The organism is Janibacter sp. CoH_79_TC_3, assembly GCF_058197955.1.
This window is the reverse complement of record NZ_JBXWIV010000002.1, coordinates 398,788-422,173: the sequence shown is the minus strand read 5'-3', so window position 1 is coordinate 422,173 and position 23,386 is coordinate 398,788. Positions and strand designations below refer to the sequence as shown.

The window sequence follows — 23,386 nt, the reverse complement described above, 5'->3', positions numbered from 1 at the left end:
GTGGCCACTTAGCCCAAAATGCCTCGGTGGTGTGAAATATATTTATTCTTTTTCAATGCGCTCTATAGTTTCTTTGGTCGCTTTTATTGATGAGGCAATTTCAACACTGCTCTGTTTGGGGCCTATGTAAGCGCCTTCCTCTAGATGTTCTAAAGTTTTTTTATACTGTTTTAGTAAGATATTCTTTTGATCCTCCGCACTCATTGTTAGCGTTTCTCTTATCATTGAGATTTCTTTTTGCGATACAGGTTCGCCTTTGTAGTAACCATGAGTCATCATCATTAAATCGCCTTCTTCTGCCTTCCACTTGTCTTGAGCGGCTTTTTCCTCACGCACTTTCATTCTTTTCATGCCAGCCGACAGCTCAAACCCCGATATTAACAGCGTCACCTAAGAAAAGTAAATTTTATAGTCCAGCCATCTACACTATATAAATAATAGCATGTAGAGCTTTTCCGACTTGTCAAAGTAAGATTGTTCCATGGTATATGCAGAGATTGATGATATTTTAAATACCATAATATTAAGGGACTTACTACCTAATAAGTTATAGTCTTAGACCGACTCTAATGCTTGCTGGCAAGCCTGCGCCAAATAAGGATCAACCGTATCTTGTTTCAATAGCCATTTCAGATATCCAGCCCCATCTGAATGAGTGGCTAAATCTGTAATAGCCTCACCTTTATGCTTACCGAAGCTTAAATGCGTGGGTATACGAGCCATTTCACTAAATTCATATAAGCTTTCTACATCACTTATCTCATGACCTTGGCTATTCGCTAAATCAATCAGACTACCAAGCACCAGCTCAGTGAAGTAAATGTCAGCAATGGCAGCATGAGCATCTCTTGCTTGAGTACGGGCTATATCACGGTGAAAGTGATAGAGGAGGGATACTAGTTTGTGGCTTTCCAGTGTAGGAAGCAGGAAGTTAGCCATCGCATTGGTACATATCAGATTAGGACTATGAGTAACGCCAGCATTTTTAAGAACGGCCATATCAAAATCAATATTATGACCAATCAAGTACTCAACACTGTTAGGTAGTCTAAAATCAGTATGAGGCGGCTCATCTGCCACATCCTCATCACATATATGTGATATTGCCATAGAGCCCAAGCTGATTTCTTTTAGAGGATTAAAGCGCTTCGCTCTTGGTGCTTGCAATACAGTCACCTTGCCATTAATGACATCAACAATAGAGTAGGCGGCCTCAGTCATATGCGGTTCAACAAGCCCTGTGGTTTCAGTGTCGAGTATGTATGTGGTCATAATTGGCCTTAGTAAATATGAGGAGCTTAGCAGTCTGATATAAGTGGTTCCATTATAGCAGTCTATTTTGAGTGGTCTATTAATTGATTAACAGGATCTGCTTAGCTAGTTCTACTGGCGTATACATCAAAGGGATGGCAACCCTCCTAACAATAAGATACCTATCAAATAGAATTTGGTACATCCCACTTGCAAGCTTGTCATTTATTTAATGATTTTTTTACGGATTATGATAGAACATGGTAGATGCTAACTTATTAAGCTTATATATTACTCAGTGCATTTAATTAAGTTTATGTAACAAGATAAAACATTTGTGTTATATTAATAAAATAATAAGGATTTGTGAAAACGTCAATTATTGGAGCGGTAATGAAACCTACTTACTTTTTGTCTTTACTTTTTTAACCCTGTCATCTCTTGTATCTACTAGCGCACTAGCTGCCCCTGGTTTTTCAAATGGTATTAATGTTTATACCAGTCAAGACGGTGGTGTGTATAGCACTAGTTGGACTGCATATCCTATGACAATAGAAGGGTATACGGGTGCTAACCTTAAAAAGCCAGACAATCTGTTGATTGCTTTAACAGCTGATGGTAAGACAAGTAGTTTTAGAGGGGTACTAAGCATTACTTGTTCAAGCCCAATAAACTCAACCATAGTAAGTGATGCAGATTATAAAAGCTTAAAAGAGGCAATGGCTGATTACACACTACCTCGCCCTGTAGTGAACAACCTCTTTGCCAAATTCTGTAAATAGCGATTACCATTTTATTAAGTCATTAAGAGTTGCCCATATAAACAATGGGCGACTTTTTTGTTTGTGTAGAAGATCCACATATTTATAAATTTAAAGCTGCAAAAGTGCTCAGTACATTAATGAAGATTTATTCGCACCCATTATCCTTTGCTAAAGACTAATTCTTCTTCCTATAGTCCTTCTATTCATTTTCTAACAACATTAAGAGCTTAACTATGAAATCAGGTCATGTTTTATCATTGGTTGCTATAAGCAGTCTTATTGCGTTATCTGGCTGTGCGGACAATAACAAAGTAGAAGCTACTCAAGAAGCTGCTACTGAAGGTTCAGCTGTTGCCGAAGTGGTTGCAGTAGAGCCAGTAGTTGCTGAAGAAGAGGTCGTTGTTATTGAAGAAGTGATTGTCGAAGAAAAAAACCCACCTAGATTTGCTAAGGTTACTGATTACATCGCTTTAACGCTAAACAATAATTGGAACTGGGAAACACTTGCAAATACACCTGATGTTAAAGAGTGGCATAACCAAATTCCTGTTCAAGATAGATATTCACCTGAAGGTTTCAACTACTATATAAATAATAGTTTAGATAGTTACGGAGGTGTTTTTGCTCAAGGTAGTGAACTACAACCCAATGCCATTACTATTAACTCTATACAGAATGCAGCCGAATATAAGTCAGCTAGTGCGGTCTATGAGCTTGAAGATATTTTTAAAAAAAGTGAATTGACTCGAGTCAAATCTAATTGTGATGAAGAGAATGACTCTTTATTTTCTAAGCGGTTTTATAAATGGCAAAAAGAAGATCGTCAACCACTTTATGTATATGCGATCAGAGAAGAGGCTGATACTGGTATTACAACCAGTTATGGTATAGCTAAAAGTTTTGAGGATTTTTATAAGCCTGAATACAAGAATGCCCTTGAATATTTGAGAAGCAAAAATGGTGAGATTAGTAGTATCATTTGTACTTTTGATATCTAATACTTATCCAACATAATTTGATATTAATTGATTAAATTAGGGAGCCGAACTGTCAGATATCTCTACTTGCTATTAGTTACCTTATTAGGCTGTGCTGAGACTAAAATGATAGGTAGTACTGTTGGTCAAAGTATCAATTCTACGATGACGGGTTTGTCAATATTGTACAGCAAAGTATTTTGGCATTCTATGACAACTGGTGGCGATGTAGTAGTTTATAAATATTTTTTATAGATCTAAGTATTAGGCTTTATTTAATATAACTTGAATAGTATTTTCAGACTGAACGCCAATTAAACAATCATAATATAAGAGTAAAGACAGATGAGAAAGTCGTTAATAATTTTGGGCATTGCGTTTTTAGGTCAAACAACCGTCGCCAACGCTGCCACAGACTGGACACCGTATTTAAAGCCAATGTTGTTAGGATGCGATGAGGATCTTCAGTATACGGATATACCCAATCGCTACAAAGCATCAATTGCTAGCAAAAAAGTGAAAGGTGATACCAGTGATGAGCCTGAAGAGATTGTTACCACTTATACGTTAAAAGATTCTACTGCGTTTGGTATGCCTTTGACAAAGGTTGAAGTGCTATCAGGTAATGAATGGGCACATTTGACACTATTTTTTAAAGATAATAAATTCAAGACTTTACGTCCAAAATTCAAACTACCAAAAATTGATCCAGTACACATGAAGGTGCTAGAAAATAATGCCAGTGGATATGAAATAAAAATGCCAGGAGACAAACGTAATAGGTCCTTGATTTTCAACGCAAAACAAAAAACTATTACCTGTGATTGGTAAGGTTGCTATTTCAAATAGTTAATTAACAGTTAACAGTAGGCTGGATCATAATAACGGTATTATTATACTTAAGTCCTAAGGTTAATAATCTTTACTTAAGTAAATCACTACATATAAAAAGCCCCAAAATTTTATATTATAAATTTTGGGGCTTTTTTTAGACCCTATATAACTAAGAGTTTATTACAATTTCACTTAAATTCTCTATATTAATAATATATCTACCAAAAATAGCAGGTAACCGTTTTATTTTTAGAGTCGTATTCGGCCCCTCTTTTTTCCATTTCACCCCAGTATTCCATGGTTCGAGTTTGAAAGTTCGGCATAATGGTAGGTACAGTCGCAGTCGATGCAAACTTTAAAACGTTTTCACCACCTGATGATTCAGGTATAAAACTGAATTTATATTCTTCTAGAGGCTGACCGCGGTAGGTAACGCCTTTATTGAAAATAACTCGATATTCAGTGTATGGTTCACCTTTTTTCATTTTTACATCTTTTATCATATTTCGATATTCTGATAACCACTGCGACTTTGGCTTTACAAAGTCTCCAGAAGCTTTTTGACCTCTAATACTGTTTATAAATGCTGTGTCTTTAGCAGCAATCTTTTTATAAGACGGTTTTTCACCAGTACAAGCGTCTTCCATCCAGCCAAACACATGAACCATATCATTACTTTTGTAGCTACTCATACTTTTAGAAGAGCTAGGGGCAGCTAGAGTAGTTGTAGATAATAAAGATGCGGTCGCTAATAGGGCCAAAGAAGTTATAGATATAGATTTCATAGTTTCTCCAATAAATAAATGTAGATTGTTCAGGTACATGGTAAAGAACGCATTATAGCCAAATAATTGTTAGGACATACTGCTAATAAATTCATAAGGAACGCAGAAAGCAGCGTCTTTCTTAATGTATTTGAAACATTGTAAAACATCAGAAAAGTTAGGGTTTTTCTTTTCATAACGACTTCCTATTTCTTTATCCGAGATTTTTTTAAATGTTTTATGATGTAAGTTTATTATTTCAGCTGCCTTACCATTGACTGAGATACTTTCTTTTAAATTCTGGACGTTGCCGTTTTTATCAAAATCAAACGTAGCATTATTGACGGTACGATAAGCACTACCATTAGAGATTTTGAAATTTAACTGGCTAATGGCATAACTCATACTCCCTCCTACTGCACCATCGTAAGTACAAGCTTTTACGATAGCCTTCTTCTTACTAATAGAGTCAATGGTGGTGCATTTGGTACTGCCATTAACATCACTCGTGCCGGCAATAGCGTTAATAGAAAGTAATAACAATGGAGTAACCATCAGTGTTTTCGTGAGCTTCATGAATATATCCTTTTATGAGTTTTAATTTAAGTCAGAATGACTGGCTGTCTTTCTGATGAATCGATTATAACGTCTGAAATACTGGTTATTTTTTTAACCGACGAACGGTTGCCAATCGAATTTGAACTCCTAAAGCATATCCCCTTTTTTAGTAGTTAAGGCTATTAGTCAGTTTCAGAACTTAAGAGTTCAAGAATAAAAACCAACACTCAAACCCCAACTCTGAGCTACCCACCTAGTAAAACCTTAAAAAAATAATAACCTCTTAGAGCTATATTAGTTGTGGCTTTAGGAGGTTTTTTTGTGCTTAAAGCAATTCGAAATTTTTAAAGGTTATAGCCATTTTCCGATTCTGAGCACCATAGCACTAAAGTATTTGACACCTAAGTCGTTATTAGGTAACATGAATTATATTCACTATTTATTAAAATATGATGAAAAATATTAAATTTAGGCCAAGACAAAAACTCATAGTTCCCAGTAAAAGTAATTTGCTTGTGCATAGTTATGCTGAGAAGGCTTTATGTGTTTGGCAGAGATTTAAACCTGAGGTTACTTACATCAATACGCAGTATGTTGATAAGTTTTACCGCCCACCACTCCCCTTAATTGATGGAGGGGACAATACTTTTTATTTCTTTAATGATTTCCAGAACGTTAATCAGGTTTTAAGGTTAGAGGGTGATTACCCGTGTTTAATTACGCCTGAAAGTATTAAAGATATTCAGCAGCTGGCATGGATGGAAGTTATAAATTTGATGTTCTTAAAAGACATTCATCACCCTGATTTGTTTAATGCACTTAAAAGTACTGCACCTCAAAACGTCATATGCCAACTAATGGGTATTAGATATCTGACTATAAAAGGCTATTGCCGTTTTGCAGGCATTAGTCAAAGTAGTTATGAGTATCGCCAATGTAAGTTTGCACTAGAAGATCGATTTCTAGGTATTCCTCAAAGTATGAGCTGGTTGAGTGGTGCACCCTAATGAATATAAAGCAGTTTGATAACAGCGAATTACAGAAGGTTTTAGATCATCTAGTGCCACTTGATTCACCGTACTGTATAAAAGTCCAAAGTCTGATTATTAATGCTCTTTACATTAATCTAGGCTTTTGTCTACACATTGGTGAACATGCCAACATAGATATGCCTATATTTGCCTCATTTGAATGTGAAGCTATTGCTAGGACAGTCGTCAAAGAGAAAAGGATTGAAGATTGGGCAGTCACTTATATGCTGGTCTTGTTTTACCAGAGGTATGGTCAAGCACGTAGTGATGATGAAGCATGGCAGTTTATGAGTGCATATCTGCAAATAATTATTATGATTGCTATACGTAAGGATGAGCACTCTGCCAAAGTCAGTCAGCTAAGTGTGCGTCTAAGGATGGGGTTAAGGGACAATAACCCACAATCTGAGATTGTTAAAAAACTGATTGATATTCATGCTCAACGTGCTTCACTGACGAATGCGCTAGCAGCATTACGCGTATATGAAGCTAAGATAAGAAGTGATGAAGAGTCAGGCAAAGTGGTTAATCAAAAGTTGGCTGGTAAAATTGGTCAAATAAGACTTACCTATGAAGTGATTGCAGAGAACAAAGCGTTTGTAGGCAAAACCTATACCAACTCACAAAACAATGAGCTTAGTAAGGAACACGCGAATAAGCGATACCTTAATAGTGCTGATGAGCCACTACGAGCGACAGTATTTGGCAGACCTCATAAAAATGATAACGTGGCGGACGCTGAGAACATTGCTGATGATGACCCGCCTGCGCTCTTAGATAATGATTTTAAGCCTTCCAGGACAACCGCTAAATCCTCAGAGTTGCAGCAATGGAAGCTAAAAAACAACTATCGACACGCCCGCCGTAATCAGTTTCATTTTCCTACTAATCTACGTCAACTAAGTCTACTGAGCTATCAGATGCTATTTGCTCAGGTGTGGCAGCTTTTTGGCGTTGTTAGCTATAAACAGCGTCAGGTTTATGCAGTTATATTGCTATCAATGCTAAGTGGTCGGAAGATCCAAGATGTGATTTATGAGTTAGAACTGGATAAAAGTCAGCGCAAGTGGTTGAGTCATGAGAGCGGCTTGGCTGCTGATAGTTATGCTATGAGTAATACTATTAACGTAACTTCGAATCGTAGAAGCCATTTATTGCCACATCGTCAAAGCCATGATAATGAATTTAAATTACCTCTGCCAGCTAGGCTGCAAGCAGTTATTGCAAATAAGTTTTTGGTGGATAGTGATGAAGTATCTGAAGTGCTGGCAAGCTTAAAAACTCAACTAGAGCTACCAGTGTTATCAAATCAGCATATTGACGCTTGTTTATATACAGTTATAAAGAATGAGCTGCAAGAGCCATTACATGCCGACATGATTACTGGGGTTGATGTGAAACACAGCTCGCCCTTGTATTACACCAGTATTGAGACGATAAGCTTAGAAAAAACCTACTACAGCGCTATACAGCTATTGACCGAATACTGTACTACGGACAGCCAAGGTGAGCTTCGCCAATATAGTGCATCTAGAATTAAGAGTAATGAATATAAAAGACACGTCGGCAGCGATATGGCTTTAAACAATCATACCTGTTGCAAGTTCTTTGATGAGCTTGCTGAGGCAGCTGAGAGTTATAACGGTCGATTAAAGCGGAATGTAAGCATAAGGCAGGACCGTTATATTGAGCAGTTTAATGCTTATGGTGTCTGGCTATGGCACATCATCTTTATTCAGACTGGGATTAGACCTGTAAAGCATGCGCCTGGGCTTTTAAATCAATTTGACTTTAGGCAAAGGCTTTTATGGGTGTCGGATAAAGAAGAGCGTCATGGGCAAGGGCAGGGAAGGCTTATTCCTCTTAGTGATTTCTTAATCACAGCCATTCAGAATTATATTGAATATATCAAGCAATTTGCGGTCATGCATAATTCTATATATCCCAATGATCAATTTCCTATAAATAAAATTTTGAACTATAGTCAGCCACTCATTCAGCTATTTAGCCAAAATCCCAAAGGCTTTACCGGTATCACGCCTAGTAAGGTTCGCTATCAGATAAAATATTTTTTTAGTCACCAAGATAATTGGCTAAGACATCAATTACGTTCACTGCTAACGAATAGGTCTCCTGAGCATTTGATCTGCGCCTTATATGGTCATGAACATCCAGATCAGGAGACTATGCATCCAATGTCGTCATTATCCATTAATGAGCTAAAAGAGTTATCCGCTGACTTAGATAAAGTTGCAGTTAAGCTTGACCTACGACAAGTTGAGGTGAATATATATGGATAATGCCGTTGCTCATCAGTTGAGAGAAGAAAATAAAAGCAATAGTCATGAGAGTATCAAAAATGAGGCGAAAGTTTTGATAGCTTCGTATGTTGATGACAACCACATACCCACAGGAACAGACCTAACTGAATACTATCAAACCATTGGTAGCATACTTGAGGTGCATTTTGATACTGCGCATACCTATTACTTAGCCAGACAAGGATTTCTAGAATACATACGGAGTTACAGCAAAGTTCATGAACTGAGTTTGGATGAACCAGTTGTGCCAGTCATAGCAGAGCGTGATCATTTAACAATATCTTATGATTGGATGGTAAATGGTGCTCAAGTAAGCCTTGCTAGCCAGCAAATGATTGAAATGTGGCAACGAAAAAGAAGGTTCTCAAACAATGATTTGATTGAGTCAGTGCTCTACTGTAGCGTGATGTATGGGGGATTGAATGACATAGATGTGTTAAAAGCACTGTATCAATGGCTCCTAGGCGAACGTGAGATATATCAATTGCAGCTACCAACAACTGATGAGTTATCAGGTTCAGGTGTCAGCAGCGAGAGTTTGGCGCTAATCTTGCTCAGTATTGATGATGACAGTTACGGTTGTTCTTATACGCAAGCTCATACTTCAGAGAATATATCTGCTACAAGCTTACAGCGTTATGTAGAATACATACCTGATGATATGACACTTTGCTTTTTATATGCGCTAAAAGATAAGAAGTTAAAAAAAGAAGGTTGGAAATCGTTTGAAACCATTGTTGATGATATTTGTAAGAAGCTAAAACTACAGAATAAAGATAAAAGTAAACCACATTTATCACAATTAATAAAATACGCTGATTATCATTGGCGGCAGATGAAGGGGGGCGATATAGACACTGCACTTGCTATTGTTAGACAGGGCAAGATTAAAACGACGGGCTTAACCACAAATAAGCTTATTAATTATAATCAAGAGGTGATTAAATCAAACCCACAGCCACTTACTTGGTCAGAGTTATTTGTAGCAAGTTATTCAGGATCAGACAAAAAAACTACCAGTAGTAGGGAGTATCCAAGCTTTAGTAAGAATCTTATTAAAGAGGTTCAAGATGCCCTTAAAGGCAGTAAAGTATCAGCTATTATCCAAGTAGGGCTGTTGCAACAGGAGTTTACCCAGCCTAATGCCATGCGTCTTTTAGGATGGGTAAAGAGCTTATTGAGTGATAGTAACAACAGGTTAGATACCATTAGTAAATATCTGGGATGTATTGGTCGGGATTGGCTGATGCTAACAATGGATGAGAATCTTGATGAATGGTCTGATGAGGACTTTGAAGCTGTCTATGAGGAAATTATTCAAAGTAAGATCAAGGATGGCCGTAAATTTTCGATACTTAAAAAAGATTCTGATTTGAACGATGAAGCTATAAGTAACATAAATAAAGACGCTGTTATCATTAAAAGTGATTTATCTGAGGCTTCAAATGTAGTAAATGAGCTGGCAGGTGACATTAAAGTATCTTACTTAGGTAAGCTTAAAGATACTCAAAAATTTACTTACGGTAGACTGCGAGCTTTCCATGATTATCAGAGAGCGTACTATAATGCGCCATTTGTGTATTTCCCATGGGGTAATAAACGCCAAGTTGTAAATGCGAACATGATATCACCTCGGACATATCATGCGATGAAAGAATATCTTGTCACTTCAGATTTAGACTATGAGCAGAAAAATCTTTGCTTAGTAGTGTTAAGTCTTGCGTATCGAACAGGGTTGCGAATTAAAGAACTTATCGGTGTTAAAGTTCGTGATATAGCTGACATCTATATTGATGAGCATGGACGACGAATAGAGCAGCCACAAATCTGGTTAAGACCAAATCGCTATCGGAGATTGAAAAGTAGCAGCGCAAGCCGCCTTATACCCATTAACTGCCTACTCAAGAAAGACGAGCTAGAACAATTTACTCAGTTATATCGTCAGCAGAAAAGATTGAGGCGTCGTTACTTGTTTTCTCAAGGTTCAGGTGATCAGCCGTTACCCAGTGTGGTTTTTAGCAATCTCATGAAGTTAATTTGGGACAGATTGCTAGGAGAGCACGACTTCACATTTCATAGCTTTAGGCATACTGCGATTAGTCAGCTGGCGTTAGTACTAAGTAAGTCGCCATTGGCACAGGTGATGACTGATTATGATAGTGAGCAGTGCGAGAGAGTAATAAAAGGCATCCTTGGCTATCACAAGGATCAAGGCTCCTGGTTTGGGCTGGCTAGCTTTGCAGGGCATTTAACGTGCGACACAACCTTCGAGCATTATATTCATACTGCTCATCTGCTGGCAGGGGAGCAGCTTAGCAGAGCTTGCTTAGAGTTACCTATAACAGTGTTAGAGCTAATAACAGGATTAGATTACTCTATCATTTATAGGCAAGACAAAACTGCTTATGATGCAACGACAAAGACTGTGCAGATAAATAAGATAAGATCATACTTTCTTAAAAAAATAGCTGTTAATAAAACACCATTATTTAAGAATATAGATGAACCTAATAGCAATGCTAGCCAGCAACTGTTAAACGGTAATTTGAATGGATTTAATGAGTCAAATACAAATTCAATTTTCATTCATCCTAAATATGCGGACGTCATAGGTTTTCTAGAGGAGCTGCAGGAGTTAAAAGACAACTCTCGAGATGAGCTGTTACCTGAAGTTGCTATTAGACATGGTATAAGTCTAAATGAATCTAAATGTTTATATCTGCGTGCTAGTGAGCTGTTCGACGATGACAGGCTATTACTAGGTAGGCCTAAAGGTAGTAAAAATCAGGAAGTAATAATTAGAGCATTAGATAGAGCATATCAGATGTCTATAAAGGATCCTGAGAAGTTGAGAATGTTTATTGAGATATTTGCACACAAACAAAACTTAAATAACTCATCGATTCATTTTGGTATTAAGGAGACCCAGCTGGAGATGCTACAGAGTTTTATGCTAGTAGGTTGTCAGCTTATTGATGCCATTCATTGGCAGGTTAGAGCATATAGCGAGCAAGCTGTAAGTGATGTTAAAAAAGACTTGAGTCTGAACAACTTAATACGTGTCGGTGCTCGTGAGAGTTTTCATGGCTATGAGGTAAGGGTAGTGCAGAAAAAACGAAAACGATCTAATAAGAACTTGGCTGTTACTGGCGACTACTATGCTTCATCGGGCGTTCTTAAGTTTTTAGGGTATTTTTTGATGGTATTAATAGAAGATAAAGTATAGAGTTTAGAGCTGTTTATAGCTAGCTTGTTCAATTAACCTTGATGCTTCTAAACAATTCGCTTTGTTGTAGTGATGCACTACGTCTATCGCCTTGATCAATAAGCCAGTCAATAATTCTTAAGAGCTTTTGCCCAGTTTGCAAGTTTAGTGGATTGTCTCTTGCCGCAAAAAATTGAACTAGTTCAGCAAGCCTTGAATATAGCGTGCTACCTTGCCAGCCTACAAGCTTAGGTGTAGATATGACGGTTAAGACTTGATCTGCGAAAAGTTCAGCAGGATAGTCTTTTTTAGCGCTCTCACATAGTTGTACGAAATTTTGCATAACAACGCCTACCCAACCTGCTTCACGCACAAGCTTATCGATAATTGGTAATATCAAATTAATCTCAGACCAGTTTTCATTTGCAAACCGTTTAGCACCATTAAATTGGCTAAATCGAGTAAACATTAATATTTCTAGTGTATTATTTTTAAGTTGTTCGAATCTGCCAACTCTGTAGCTATCTTTGTTTAGCTCTTCAATTTGTAAGAATCTATCCAAACACTTTTGCAAAATTTTTATAATATCTTCTGATACAATCAATTCATCATAGAGATTGCTACTACAATAACTAATTAATGGCTCTATAAGCTTCCAACCTTCTTGAGTCTTTAGAGCTAGTATAGGTTCTACAAATCTATTATAGGTTTCACTAAAAGGTAACTTACTACAGATCATGCTTATGATATTACCTAAAGCGTCCATGAAGTCATAAAAGCTGCCTCGATTGCCTTTAAAATCATATTCTTCAGCCCAAGAAGGCTCAGTTAGTTCAATAGCCCAATTAATTAAACTCTCTATAAAACCTAGAAGTTCTTCTTTGAAGTCTGTCTGTAGTAAATCTTCAATAGGTAGTTGCTTTAAGATATGACTCAAAAAAGTTGTATCCCATTGTTCATCAGATCTTTCCCACTTTATAGCGTCAAAAGACTTATTTAAGTGATAGTTCGAAGAAGGTCTATATTTTTCTTCTTCCAACTCAACCCATGGGCTTCCACAATTTGGTAATTGAATGAATTGTTTATCAGATTCATAGTAATCAACTAAGGCAGATTCTATACTCTTTAATTCCGTCTTTACTTTCTCTGTATCCTCTGAGTTACAATTACGATATTTCAAATAATTATAACTCATGGATACGGCCATAAATATAGCAGAATAGGTCAGTTTTCTATCAATGTCATACAATGAAAGACATGCATTTAAAGCCGATATTGATATCTCATTTACTGGACTTGCAATAATGCATAAGAGCTGAAGCTTTGCGTTATCGTCGGCTGGATCAAATCTTATTTCAGAAGCTAGTGCTTTACTAGAAAATATTTTTGGATGAAAGGAAAGCTTTGCTTCTGAAGTATTGCACTCGTAAGAGTTGAACGGAATTAAAACAGCTCTACTTATAACGCCACGAGCCCACATCAAATCTGCATCTACCAAACCTTTTCTAAACCATAGTGTCATAGTCGCTACTGCAACAATAGCATTTTGTTTCATGCGTGTACGAGTAGACTCCTCAGTCCAACCTTCACAATCATCTTCAAAAAGCTCAGGCTCATCGTGTTCCTTTATAAAATCTAGAGCAGATTGAATAGAATATCCTTCTACGATGGAGTCTTGTAAAAGAGATTTATGAGCCCAATAGGCTATATTATTGAAATTAAGAAAATTTACACTTTGCTTATGTTCTTCTAAGTTTTTGCTACTATTTAAAGAAGGGCTATGATGCGAAATAGCGACTATATTTTCGTTTTCAGTAGATTGGACTATATAAGTAGCTTCATCTGCATATTCGGCGTAAAATTTAGCTCGTTCTATTAATCTTTCAGTAACTACTGCATTATCCATCTGTTCTTCAAAATTGTATGGTAGGAAGTTTTCAAGTCCAATTAATCTTTTTTTGATCTCCTCACTAAATTTAGAAAAAACGAATGCACTTAGTAAATTCGACAAGCAAAATTTATAGCTTTTCCTGTCTGATGATGAACCACGTATGTCTTGAGTATATCGATAGTAATCTAAATCAAGCACTTTTTGATTCGTCACCAAAGGAAGTATGCTTTCGCTAATGCACTGTTGTTCAAGAGCGAGTACAGACACAACACTTAGGATGGCTAATGATTCATGATCTTTGGTTATTTTTTGAATTAACTCGTCTAGATTCGCATGCGCTTCTAACTGCTCAAAACACCATTTTTCTAGGGTCATAAATGCTGATGACAATGTATCATTTACCCAGTATGGGCGTGACCAAATATATTCTTGCTCATTGCCCCAGAAAGTTTGAGATCCCCAAGGAAAGTCTAATGTGATAGGAATTGGTGTGAGCTTTTCATCAGATAGCTCATGAAGCTGTCGCCAAGCCGTGTTAGCATGGTTTGATAGCTCTGTAATTAGTCTTAATCCAGAGTCGGGAGCATGTTTTAATAACGAGTGGAATGGTTCTTTAGTTGAAGAGGAAGGATAGAAATCAAGAAAGTCAGTATTAATAGAAAGGTTATTCCAATCACTATCACTAATTCTCTCAGTTGAAAACGAACTTACAGATAATGATCTAAGTTGAAGAGACTTATTTTGTTTAGCAGTTCTGTCTTCTACTGGAATACTATTTAAATGTGCCCAGTATTCTTGAGATCGATTTTTCTCTTCACACTTTCTCGTATACCTGTCGAGCGGTAGCTCACATAACAATTTTTTCAAACATAGCTCTACTAGTAATTCGGGATGCTTCTGCGCGATAAACCCAGAAAGATGTATTATGTATTTAAAAATCTCATTAGGTATTTCATCTAGATCGAGTAGCCTATTCAAATAGGTTTGAATGAAAGTTGGATTAGAATTTGCTGACACTATAATCAAATTACGTAGCGCATCTTTAAATCCTGTTATGTCATTAACTAATTGCCAGTTATGAGTACTAGGATGATCTTTTATCCCTTCGATTTCAGATAGCCAATCTAAAGCTATTTGTAATATTTTGGATGAAAACTCAATAACAACCTGTGAAGGCTGTGTAGCGTTTTCAAAATTTATTGCTAGGTTTTGAAAAACTTTAAAGACATCGACAACTCTTGGATATATGTTTTCTGGCAATAAAGGAGTATCTTCTAATATAAAAATAATAACTTGAAACCATAGGGTTAAGTCAGTCGGCCACGCAAGAGAGGTAGCAACTTTTATATCTTTGGAAGTAGCAAGTATCAGCGGGTTTGGCTGTGTCTTTTCTGCTTGAAACCAAACCAATAACTTCTCATAGAGATCATAGTCGTTTTCAGCCAGTTTGCCTCTAAATTGATCACTGTATTGTGCTATATTTGGATGGCTGACGGCTCCCAACAACCACGCACGCATCCATTGAGAGCGAAGCTCATTAAATTTAGGGTTGTTTATATCATTAGACCATTCATCGCCTTCAAGTTTCTGCTGAGACAATAACTCAACGACTCTAGCAATAGCTGGAGGTTGACCGAACTCTTCAATTTTATTGAGCCATTCATTATCAGCTTCAAGTAAATTGTACAACAATGACCATTCAAAAAAGATGTCATGAGCGAAATCTACTGTAGTTTTTTTACTATCGACTCTAATCACACCGTCGCTGTTTAACTCATCTAGTTCCGAGTTACTATTAAGCGATCTTCTTTTTACGGATTTACTAAGATTTTTAACCTTATGCTCAGCTAATTCTAGTAAAGCGTTCTGTCTATCTATGACTTTTTGACTCGTCGCACTATATCCGCCACGTTTCCACCATTCATGTATCAAATCTAGTTCAGAATCTGGGGATGTATCATCTGATAGACTTAGCGTAGATAGAATTTTTGCAAAAAATGGGGTTCTAGTGACATGCTTTACATTTTCAGAAGAACTAAAAAGTAAGCCTCTTAAATTCGGAAACTGTTTTGAGAGAATATTTGCTTCATTATCATCTAATTTATTAACAGTGACGTTGCCAATTGAAGCCTGCTTAAGAACAGACCCAAGCCATGTTCTTAGCGGCTCTAGCCCTGTCTCACGTAAGGTAACGACTATTTTCCACTCTATTAATAGTGAGTCATTTAAAATCAAACTTATTAACTCATCGATAATTGGTCTATTCTGACTGTCAACACGGTCAATACCATCAATAAACAAGATGGGTGTGCCTGCTGATTTAATTTCAACTAATAGATCTTTTAGACTATGAGTTGAAGGTATCCCAGAGCTTTGAGCGTATTGAGCCCAGTTTTTACCGACCAATTGATCGGATTTTAAAAACAACACAAACGAGCTCTCTAAATAGCTCTCAATTTCTTTACGTAGCAGAGCAGACTTACCAGTACCTGGCATACCTGTTATCTGAATAAAACGGGACGTTTTAAGCACTTCAGAAAATTTTAATTTTAAGCCACTTCTATCTAAACTATATCCATCAATATCGCTTTGAATTTGATGTAAGTAAGTATTCGTAAGCTCTTTTATTTTTGAAATCTGCTCCTCAAAAGTTCTACCTTCTTTGAGTTTAACAACCTTACATAACTCATGGACTAAACGAACCCTATCAAACTGACCTGCCTTTCCTGCAGACTCTCTTCCTAACTCGTAAATATGGGACCAGACCAATACAGGTGATATATTACTATTATTCGGTAATTGCGATTGAATGTATCGTGTTCCTACATGAGCGTCAACTTCACCGTCATGTAGAAAGTCAAACCTCACAATAATAAAGTGTTTTAGAAAATCATGTTTTTCAGCAGGTATCAACGGAGTAGCAGATAACTCATCCAATAGCTGGTATATGGCTTCTCTAACAACTTTAATATCCGCACTAGCGTTCCCATTAGGACTAAACCGTTGCTCAAAGTGTTCAATATCACCACTTTCAACAGCTATTTGGCAGAGAAACCCTAGATCACGAAATTTAGCAGAGGATATTTCACTAACTGCCACTCCGTACTTATCTACACCATTATTAAAACTAGCATCTTGATAACTAGTTAAACTATCACGTATTACATCTCTAAAATTCTTATTAGTGTCAGCAGAGCTAATCGTCAGGTCGCGTTTGACCTGCAAGCTAGTTGTTCCAATTCGATCTGATGCGTCTATCCACTTTATTATGACGTCATCTAAAGGATAGCCGAAGTCTCTTTGCTGGCTAGCTACATTTACTACCGTACCATTACAGCCAGGTGCACTCGCTTCAGCTAACAATGCAGTTAAATAAAAGGCCATGACATGACCTTCATAGATAAAACCATCACCACCGGCAAGCTCTGGAGACTGTGAAGTATTTTTATTTTCCATTTATGCAAATCTTACTTCTGGTAGAGGGTCTGTTTTGGCTTCATCGATGATCCTTTTTAATTCACTATCTGGATAGTTTTTTAGTAGATTTCGAGCAAGTTTAATACTTTCAGTTCTAACTGAAGTAATGTTAATCGCTAAATGGCTGGCTGGATTTACATTTTCGTAGGCACTACCATCAAAAATTATTGGAATGACTTCAATTAGTGTTGAAATATTTTCATTACTTAAATATGCCAGAGAGTAGAGCTCATTAGCTATATATATCAATGAGGTAAGTCCACTAGTGCGATTCAAATTTATTGAATAAATTAACTTTGAAATTAATGGCTTCAATGCATCGTTAAAGTCTAATTTACACCAGTTCAATAAAGCAGTTGCTGATGATACAACTCTTCTTGTATCTTCTTTATAGAAACCTTCACGAATATCTTTTGTAAGAATATCAATAGCTACATCACAACTCTTAGTAAAATAGATAAACGATGATAGCACCTCAAAACCTTCTGTTTCTTTATAAAAACTAATCAATTTATTCAAATTATTTTCATTTAATTTCGATTTGCTTAAATAAGGTGTTATAGCATGGTTCAAAGTGTATGCAATTTCCTTGGCCAAACGTTCTTCCGTATTATCTATAAAAAACTCAGGAATATCAGTGTCTTTTGCAGTGGACCGCCATGCAATTAAAGTATTGAATATCTTGTTAGACTGTTTCTTCGTAGGCAGTTCTCTATATTTTTCATTCAAAACAAGATTTTTAATCGCTATAAGCGTATGGATATTAATTAAATCATTACTTTTAAAAAGATGTTTTCTGACAACTAAAGCCAACGCTTTACTATCATTGCCAGATAGTCCTAACAAAGCATGGTCTAAAATACCTAGTTTAGGAATAAAATTGTAGTTGGCTGGATTTCCCCATATTTTCCATTTTATAGATTCTAACTCGTTAGCATTCAAATAGTTGTTTTCAATTAAAGGAAATAGCTTTATTAAAGCATGAACGCTGTCCTCATTATTCGGAGAAATATGGTTTATGATTTCATCTAAACGTGAACTGATTTTAAGACTATCATTTCTTACGGGAGGTGATTTTACAACAGGGTTTGGCCATCTCTGACCAAAATCATTATCAATACTCACTTCGGTAGCTACAGGAAATAAGAGAGCATCTTCAAATATCTCCAACTTTCGATTATCTGGTATAGCTAGTAAACTGTATTCTATGAGATGGCTATAAGGTTTAGACAACCAAAAGTTTTTAATTTTATCTATGATTGCAATACTACAACTCCACTTAAATACTTCTATAGCCATATCCGGCTCCGCCCGTATAACGAACCTAGCTAAAGCCTCCATAAAAACTTGTAATCTACTAAAATAATAATATGCAGACTCATTATTAGTTTGAATGATTTTTTCTAGCCAATAAATACAACCTTTAAACGTCTGATCTAATAAATATCTTGAATCCTCTCCTGTTAGCTTTGCAATATTAATTCGTGATAAGGTTGTTTTGAGTATGTCTGTGGAGTCTGAGCTTGATGCTCGTATAGCATACAAAAAACGGTTTTTATCTTCCAAACTGTCTAGCTTAGCTAAATTCGCTATCATATCACCAATGATATTGACGTTTCTCCATTTGATAGGGATTCCAACAGTATTTGTTAGTCCTTCAACGAGTAGAATAGAAGGCAATCCGTTATTAAATACTATTGACTTAGTATGATCTGTATATACTCCAGGTTGAAAAGCAGGCTCTACACTATTGTTTTTTATTTGTTCGCCCAAGTCTTTTGATAACTCTTTTCTAATATTTTCAAGATAGCTCCAAGGATTTGATTTCATAAAATCAAAATCATTAGGCTTTACTTCTAAATCATTACGGTTAAAGAAACTAGCTCCTTGAAGAAGAAAACTAACCCAAGCTAAACGTGATAAGACATAAACTGACGTTGGATCATTTCGAGATTGTAATTTGAGTTCTTTGTATGCATTTTTTAAAAGTTTTTCACCTTCGTCAAATTTACCTAACTCGGCTAGAAGCGATGCTTTTTTCATACCCCATGATGGGTCTATGACTTCAATCTCTTCAACTAATTTTTCTAAATCAGAGTAATCAAAGCTTTCTCTAGCTAAGATAGCTTTATGATAGTGTATTTCATTTTTCACTTCTAAAGAGTTTAGTTTAACTGTGTTTAAAATCTGAGCTACTCTTGAGTTAATCTTTTTATAATCGTTATCATCAAACCAGCGTGTACTCCTAAAAAGCCATAATGCTATTTCAATCTGCTGTTTGCTGGTTAGTCCACTAGGTTGAGAAGGATCACAAATTTCTAGAAGCTCTTCAGCTAGATGTATGGCATCCACACTGAAGGTAATGATGTTACGCCATACGATTTCGTAAAGCATCTTTGAACGCAAATCAGGTTCCATTTCAGACAAGTTTTTAGAGTTTGGAAAAGGATCATTAATCTGATTCTGTAAGCTCGACCTTATACTAGAAGGGCATACCAACCATGCTGGATAAGACTCTCTATCTTTAGTAAGTTGATCTAGCTGATTCTCTAGTAACGTTGCTGCATAGCTATGATCCTTATGGACTCTACTTATTTCGTTTTCTGGAATAGTTTTACGAGTAATCGAAGTTGGTCGCCAATCCCAGCTATCTTTAGGCTTGAGTATCTGAAGAGTGTCGAGAAACATCTTGGTTGCTTTACGATGTTTTTCATCATGGTTGTCCAAGTGTCTAACTAGAGTTGATAAATCAATAGGTGCCACATTGATTGACTCTAAGTATTTGCGCTTAGCTGGACTCAGATCTAAGGCGCCCACTAAGTAAATTCGACGAGCATGGCTAGCTAGATGATCTCTGACCCAACCAACCCATTGTAAAAAATTAGGATCATCACCTGAAAATCCTAGTAAGCAAAACTCATTTTCGATAAATACTTGACGAGCTAGGTTTACAAATGCTGCATGAGTCTTTGGATATTGTCGATAGTCTTCTTGAGTAAATATCAGATTATGAGAAATTTGTACTGTGCCATGTAATTTTACGATTCTAGGAGAGCGAGAAGAGGATAGATCTTCAGGTTTATTGACAATACTGTAGATGGGTTTATAGATATCAGATGCTGCCCGCTCTAACAGCGTATCCCAATTAGTTGTAAGCACTTCTGTCCAAGGCAGCTTTAACAATGAGCCGTATAAATCGCCTGGTATCCATGCAGGGTCATTAACAGTTTGCTCTATTACATCCTTCAATGCTTGTTCGCCGAAGTAAGAACTATATTCCTCAGCGATTCGTAGAGGATCGCCCCATGGATCGGATCCTAAATCTTTTGATAGTACCTTTAGAAGGTCATTCCACAAAGGTAACTTACTATTTATATCACCACTACTAGCAGCGCTTCTACTAAAACCAGAGCCCACCATAATAGCAGCGCCTTGATATGACGTTTCATTTCGCCAAAGAGCTTCGGCGAGCTTTTTTAGTAATGGATAGTCGGGTAAGCTTTTAATACTCATAATGGCTACTCGTAAATAGTTAAATATTTATCATTATATTTAGTCAAACACAGCGTACCCGAAACTGAACGTAAAGCACGATCAAACAATGACTGCTCTCACTGCTATGACAGTCCAATTTATCATACTAAGAAATATACTGCTTATAAAATAGAGTAGTAGTAAAACCCATCACAGAGAAGCGCTAATTGCGTTGATTAAACTCTTGCAAACGACAGTAATAGAGCTATTATAAATGAGTATAGGTAATGGGACTGGTCGCCATCACGGCTTGTTCTTACTAAATCAGCTGATGATATTTTTATAGTGATCTTCTTAAGGTCTTATTAGATTAGTAATATTTAATGATGATTTCATCTTGCGTCATGCCAGCATGCTTACAATAGAAAGACTCTATTGAGTTTAAAGCGTCTCTTAGTTGCCTCTGTGATACCTGCACATACTGTAAGGTAACATCATCGCTTGATTTAGCTTCACGATGATTGAGCAAGCGTTTAAGGACTGGATAGCTAATATTTAAGCTATTAGCTACCGTTCCGAAAGTACGGCGCAAATCATGTGGAGTAATATATAGGTTTGCTTGATTACCTATGGCCTTATAACTACCGCTTAAATCTTTTATATGGTCATCGCTGGCTTGCAAGTCACTTGGGAATACCCATTGCTTGCCGGAACTCAGCCTCCACCTTTCCTCGAGTAGAGCCTGTAGGATATTACTAGTAGGCATATGATAATCAGAACCGTTTTTTGTATCTTTAAATACTATCCGGCCAGCTTTAAGGTCGATGTCAGACCACTTTAAGGACTGCGCTTCATTCAAACGCACACCAGTGAACATAAAAAGTAGCATGATATCTCGTGCATTATTGCTATGAGGCGCTTGCATGTGTGAGCTTCTATCAACATAATTTAAAAGTGTTTTGAGGTACATACCTAAATACTCTTCTTCAATATGTTTGGTACGTGGCTTAACTTTATTCCAATCTTTCTTGGCGTTGAGTATGCGTACTGGTTGCTCTTTGATTAAAAAATCTTCGTCATCATCTAAAAAGCTATCACGACAATAATTCCAAACGGATCTTAGAGCTCTCATAGTTGCGTTAGCCTGAGCTTCACTATGCTTACTTATCTCTTTATGCTTATCACTTATCATTGACTTAGTAATATCATTTAGAGAAATATTTAACCAGTCTTTTAGCTTATGTAATATTTGACGATCATAAGTGGTAATAGTGCCTTTAGCTAACCCAGTCTTTGTTGATTTAAAGTATTTATAAGCCTCTTTAAGTGTTGGTACATTATTGGTCTTATCTTTCGGGTCTTCCAAGTTCTCATGAAGACCATCGTAAACATGCATACCTTTTTTTATATTTGCCATCATTATGCTGGCTTTCTCACGCGCTTCGGTTAGCGTAATCAAGTGCGTTTCTTCTACTTCGTCTCTATACAGCTTTCCATTGATGCGCTTATGCAGTGTATAGCGCTTTGACTGCTTGCCTACCCGTAGCGCAAAACCAGTTAGTACATCGTCCATATAGATTTCAGTACCTTTAGCAGTATAGTCTACTGAATCGATAAGTTTTTTGGTAAGTTTAACTTTCATATATCACCCATGCAGCAGTACATAACCATAGTGTTAGTAGTCATCATACTTTAATTACTACAAGGGTCAAAGTATCAAGATAGTATCAAAAATTTAATTACATCTATGTATTCGCATAAATTTTAGACAATAAAAAACCCTTACAAGTCAATGACTGTAAGGGTTTGAATTTGGTGGGCCCAGTAGGACTTGAACCTACGACCAAAGGATTATGAGTCCTCTGCTCTAACCAACTGAGCTATGGGCCCTAACGTTAGACGCACAATGATACCTGATTTTTTTAGATTTTCAAGTAAAAGATAGGAACTAATACAGATATTTTTACGCAGTGCTACTTTCTATCAAATATGACCGCCAGCCAATGTCAGGCTTCGGCCTCCATCTACCGTAATTATCTCACCAGTGACATAACTGGCTTGTGCAAGATAAAGGACACTATGCGCAATCTCAGCAGGTTTGCCTATTCGCTGCATAGGAATAGAGTCGACAATACTTTTTTGCTGCTGTTGGTCAAGTGCTTGGTCGCTATCCGCATCTGGTAAGATGTTAACGCCAGGAGCGACGCCGTTGACGCGTACATCAGGCGCCATATCAAGCGCCAGTGACTGCACCATCATCCTATGCGCCGCCTTTGCCATATTGTAGACAGCATAATGCCCAAAAGGTTTATTATGCGCATGGATATCAAGTAGGCTAACAATACAGCCTTGTTGTGTCCGTAGATAAGGATATAATGCTTGGCTCAATAATAAAGGCGCTTTGGCGTTAGTCAAAAATAATTCATCCCACTGATCAAGATTGATATGACCAAGCGGACTTGGATAAAAGCGTGAGGCGTTGTGTACTAGGACATCGAGTTGCCCAAATGCTTGCATGATATTGCGAGTAAATTGCTGTAGCGTCTCGCTATTATTAACAACCGCCAAATCTGCAAGGACAACGACCACACTATCGGGACGACTTTGATTAAGCGCATCAGCTAACGCATTGGCTTCTTGCTTACTATGATGGCAATGAATAATAACACGGTAGCCTTGCTCATGGGCGGCACGAACAATAGCCGCACCGATACGCTTAGCGCCACCAGTTACTAGCATGACTGGCGCTGAGGCATTAGTGTCTTTTGGTTGGTTTAAGCTAAATTCTTGGTTCATATTAAAGGTGTTTTTATAATCTAAAATGCTGGTTGCAAGAGCT

Annotated in this window: 14 protein-coding genes and 1 tRNA gene; 6 read left to right on the top strand and 9 right to left on the bottom strand. The window is 36.9% G+C overall.

The features are described from left to right. Nucleotides 1-42: 42 nt before the first annotated feature. Both AC2FA3_RS03845 and AC2FA3_RS03840 read right to left on the bottom strand, forming a co-directional pair. Complete coding sequence (locus AC2FA3_RS03845; RefSeq protein ID WP_490508399.1) at nt 43-351, bottom strand: hypothetical protein; 309 nt, start codon at nt 349-351, stop codon at nt 43-45. Nucleotides 352-555: 204 nt separating this feature from the next. Next, nucleotides 556-1,272, bottom strand: a complete 717-nt coding sequence (locus tag AC2FA3_RS03840) for a hypothetical protein (protein ID WP_490508398.1) — start codon at nt 1,270-1,272, stop codon at nt 556-558. Nucleotides 1,273-1,586: 314 nt separating this feature from the next. Between AC2FA3_RS03840 and AC2FA3_RS03835 the strand changes: the two genes are divergently transcribed. The 3 genes from AC2FA3_RS03835 to AC2FA3_RS03825 all read left to right on the top strand — a co-directional run bounded on the left by AC2FA3_RS03835 (nt 1,587) and on the right by AC2FA3_RS03825 (nt 3,823). Beyond that, nucleotides 1,587-2,033, top strand: coding sequence for a hypothetical protein (locus tag AC2FA3_RS03835; protein ID WP_490508397.1), 447 nt, complete (start codon nt 1,587-1,589; stop codon nt 2,031-2,033). Nucleotides 2,034-2,248: 215 nt separating this feature from the next. Continuing rightward, nucleotides 2,249-3,013: a hypothetical protein gene (locus tag AC2FA3_RS03830; protein WP_490508396.1), complete on the top strand. Its 765-nt coding sequence runs from the start codon at nt 2,249-2,251 to the stop codon at nt 3,011-3,013. A 324-nt stretch (nt 3,014-3,337) separates the two neighbouring features. After that, nucleotides 3,338-3,823, top strand: coding sequence for a hypothetical protein (locus tag AC2FA3_RS03825; protein ID WP_490508395.1), 486 nt, complete (start codon nt 3,338-3,340; stop codon nt 3,821-3,823). A gap of 221 nt (nt 3,824-4,044) precedes the next feature. On the opposite strand, the gene AC2FA3_RS03820 is transcribed toward AC2FA3_RS03825, so the two are convergent. Then, nucleotides 4,045-4,611, bottom strand: a complete 567-nt coding sequence (locus AC2FA3_RS03820; protein ID WP_490508394.1) for a hypothetical protein — start codon at nt 4,609-4,611, stop codon at nt 4,045-4,047. Nucleotides 4,612-4,680: 69 nt separating this feature from the next. Continuing rightward, nucleotides 4,681-5,166, bottom strand: coding sequence for a hypothetical protein (locus AC2FA3_RS03815; RefSeq protein WP_490508393.1), 486 nt, complete (start codon nt 5,164-5,166; stop codon nt 4,681-4,683). A gap of 431 nt (nt 5,167-5,597) precedes the next feature. Between AC2FA3_RS03815 and AC2FA3_RS03810 the strand changes: the two genes are divergently transcribed. Genes AC2FA3_RS03810 through AC2FA3_RS03800 form a run of 3 tightly spaced genes read left to right on the top strand, consistent with a single transcriptional unit; the run spans nt 5,598 to nt 11,726 of the window. Further along, nucleotides 5,598-6,155: a hypothetical protein gene (locus tag AC2FA3_RS03810; protein ID WP_490508392.1), complete on the top strand. Its 558-nt coding sequence runs from the start codon at nt 5,598-5,600 to the stop codon at nt 6,153-6,155. Then, on the top strand, nt 6,155-8,479 hold the full coding sequence (locus tag AC2FA3_RS03805) for a hypothetical protein (protein ID WP_490508391.1): 2,325 nt from the start codon (nt 6,155-6,157) through the stop codon (nt 8,477-8,479). The genes AC2FA3_RS03810 and AC2FA3_RS03805 overlap by 1 nt, the downstream gene beginning before the upstream one ends. Beyond that, nucleotides 8,472-11,726 (top strand): site-specific integrase, encoded by a 3,255-nt coding sequence (locus AC2FA3_RS03800; RefSeq protein ID WP_490508390.1) that lies wholly within the window; start codon nt 8,472-8,474, stop codon nt 11,724-11,726. The genes AC2FA3_RS03805 and AC2FA3_RS03800 overlap by 8 nt, the downstream gene beginning before the upstream one ends. Nucleotides 11,727-11,754: 28 nt before the next feature. Here AC2FA3_RS03800 and AC2FA3_RS03795 read toward each other — a convergent pair whose 3' ends face one another. From AC2FA3_RS03795 to AC2FA3_RS03775, 5 genes are all read right to left on the bottom strand, one after another. Beyond that, nucleotides 11,755-17,052: an NACHT domain-containing protein gene (locus AC2FA3_RS03795; protein ID WP_490508389.1), complete on the bottom strand. Its 5,298-nt coding sequence runs from the start codon at nt 17,050-17,052 to the stop codon at nt 11,755-11,757. Then, entirely contained in the window at nt 17,053-20,586 is a 3,534-nt protein-coding gene (locus tag AC2FA3_RS03790) for an SIR2 family NAD-dependent protein deacylase (RefSeq protein ID WP_490508388.1), read from the bottom strand. A 331-nt stretch (nt 20,587-20,917) separates the two neighbouring features. Beyond that, on the bottom strand, nt 20,918-22,189 hold the full coding sequence (locus tag AC2FA3_RS03785; RefSeq protein ID WP_490508387.1) for a site-specific integrase: 1,272 nt from the start codon (nt 22,187-22,189) through the stop codon (nt 20,918-20,920). Nucleotides 22,190-22,360: 171 nt separating this feature from the next. Beyond that, a tRNA-Ile gene (locus tag AC2FA3_RS03780) sits at nt 22,361-22,437 on the bottom strand. A gap of 93 nt (nt 22,438-22,530) precedes the next feature. After that, on the bottom strand, nt 22,531-23,343 hold the full coding sequence (locus AC2FA3_RS03775) for a pteridine reductase (RefSeq protein WP_490508386.1): 813 nt from the start codon (nt 23,341-23,343) through the stop codon (nt 22,531-22,533). Nucleotides 23,344-23,386 lie beyond the last annotated feature (43 nt).

What these genes read in the sequence shown, in the direction of transcription:
- AC2FA3_RS03805 (WP_490508391.1), top strand. Translation starts at nt 6,155, where the DNA reads ATGAATATAAAGCAGTTTGATAACAGCGAATTACAGAAGGTTTTAGAT.
- AC2FA3_RS03825 (WP_490508395.1), top strand. Translation starts at nt 3,338, where the DNA reads ATGAGAAAGTCGTTAATAATTTTGGGCATTGCGTTTTTAGGTCAAACA.
- AC2FA3_RS03795 (WP_490508389.1), bottom strand. Translation starts at nt 17,052, where the DNA reads ATGGAAAATAAAAATACTTCACAGTCTCCAGAGCTTGCCGGTGGTGAT.
- AC2FA3_RS03830 (WP_490508396.1), top strand. Translation starts at nt 2,249, where the DNA reads ATGAAATCAGGTCATGTTTTATCATTGGTTGCTATAAGCAGTCTTATT.
- AC2FA3_RS03815 (WP_490508393.1), bottom strand. Translation starts at nt 5,166, where the DNA reads ATGAAGCTCACGAAAACACTGATGGTTACTCCATTGTTATTACTTTCT.
- AC2FA3_RS03790 (WP_490508388.1), bottom strand. Translation starts at nt 20,586, where the DNA reads ATGAGTATTAAAAGCTTACCCGACTATCCATTACTAAAAAAGCTCGCC.
- AC2FA3_RS03775 (WP_490508386.1), bottom strand. Translation starts at nt 23,343, where the DNA reads ATGAACCAAGAATTTAGCTTAAACCAACCAAAAGACACTAATGCCTCA.
- AC2FA3_RS03785 (WP_490508387.1), bottom strand. Translation starts at nt 22,189, where the DNA reads ATGAAAGTTAAACTTACCAAAAAACTTATCGATTCAGTAGACTATACT.
- AC2FA3_RS03810 (WP_490508392.1), top strand. Translation starts at nt 5,598, where the DNA reads ATGATGAAAAATATTAAATTTAGGCCAAGACAAAAACTCATAGTTCCC.
- AC2FA3_RS03845 (WP_490508399.1), bottom strand. Translation starts at nt 351, where the DNA reads ATGAAAAGAATGAAAGTGCGTGAGGAAAAAGCCGCTCAAGACAAGTGG.
- AC2FA3_RS03800 (WP_490508390.1), top strand. Translation starts at nt 8,472, where the DNA reads ATGGATAATGCCGTTGCTCATCAGTTGAGAGAAGAAAATAAAAGCAAT.
- AC2FA3_RS03840 (WP_490508398.1), bottom strand. Translation starts at nt 1,272, where the DNA reads ATGACCACATACATACTCGACACTGAAACCACAGGGCTTGTTGAACCG.
- AC2FA3_RS03820 (WP_490508394.1), bottom strand. Translation starts at nt 4,611, where the DNA reads ATGAAATCTATATCTATAACTTCTTTGGCCCTATTAGCGACCGCATCT.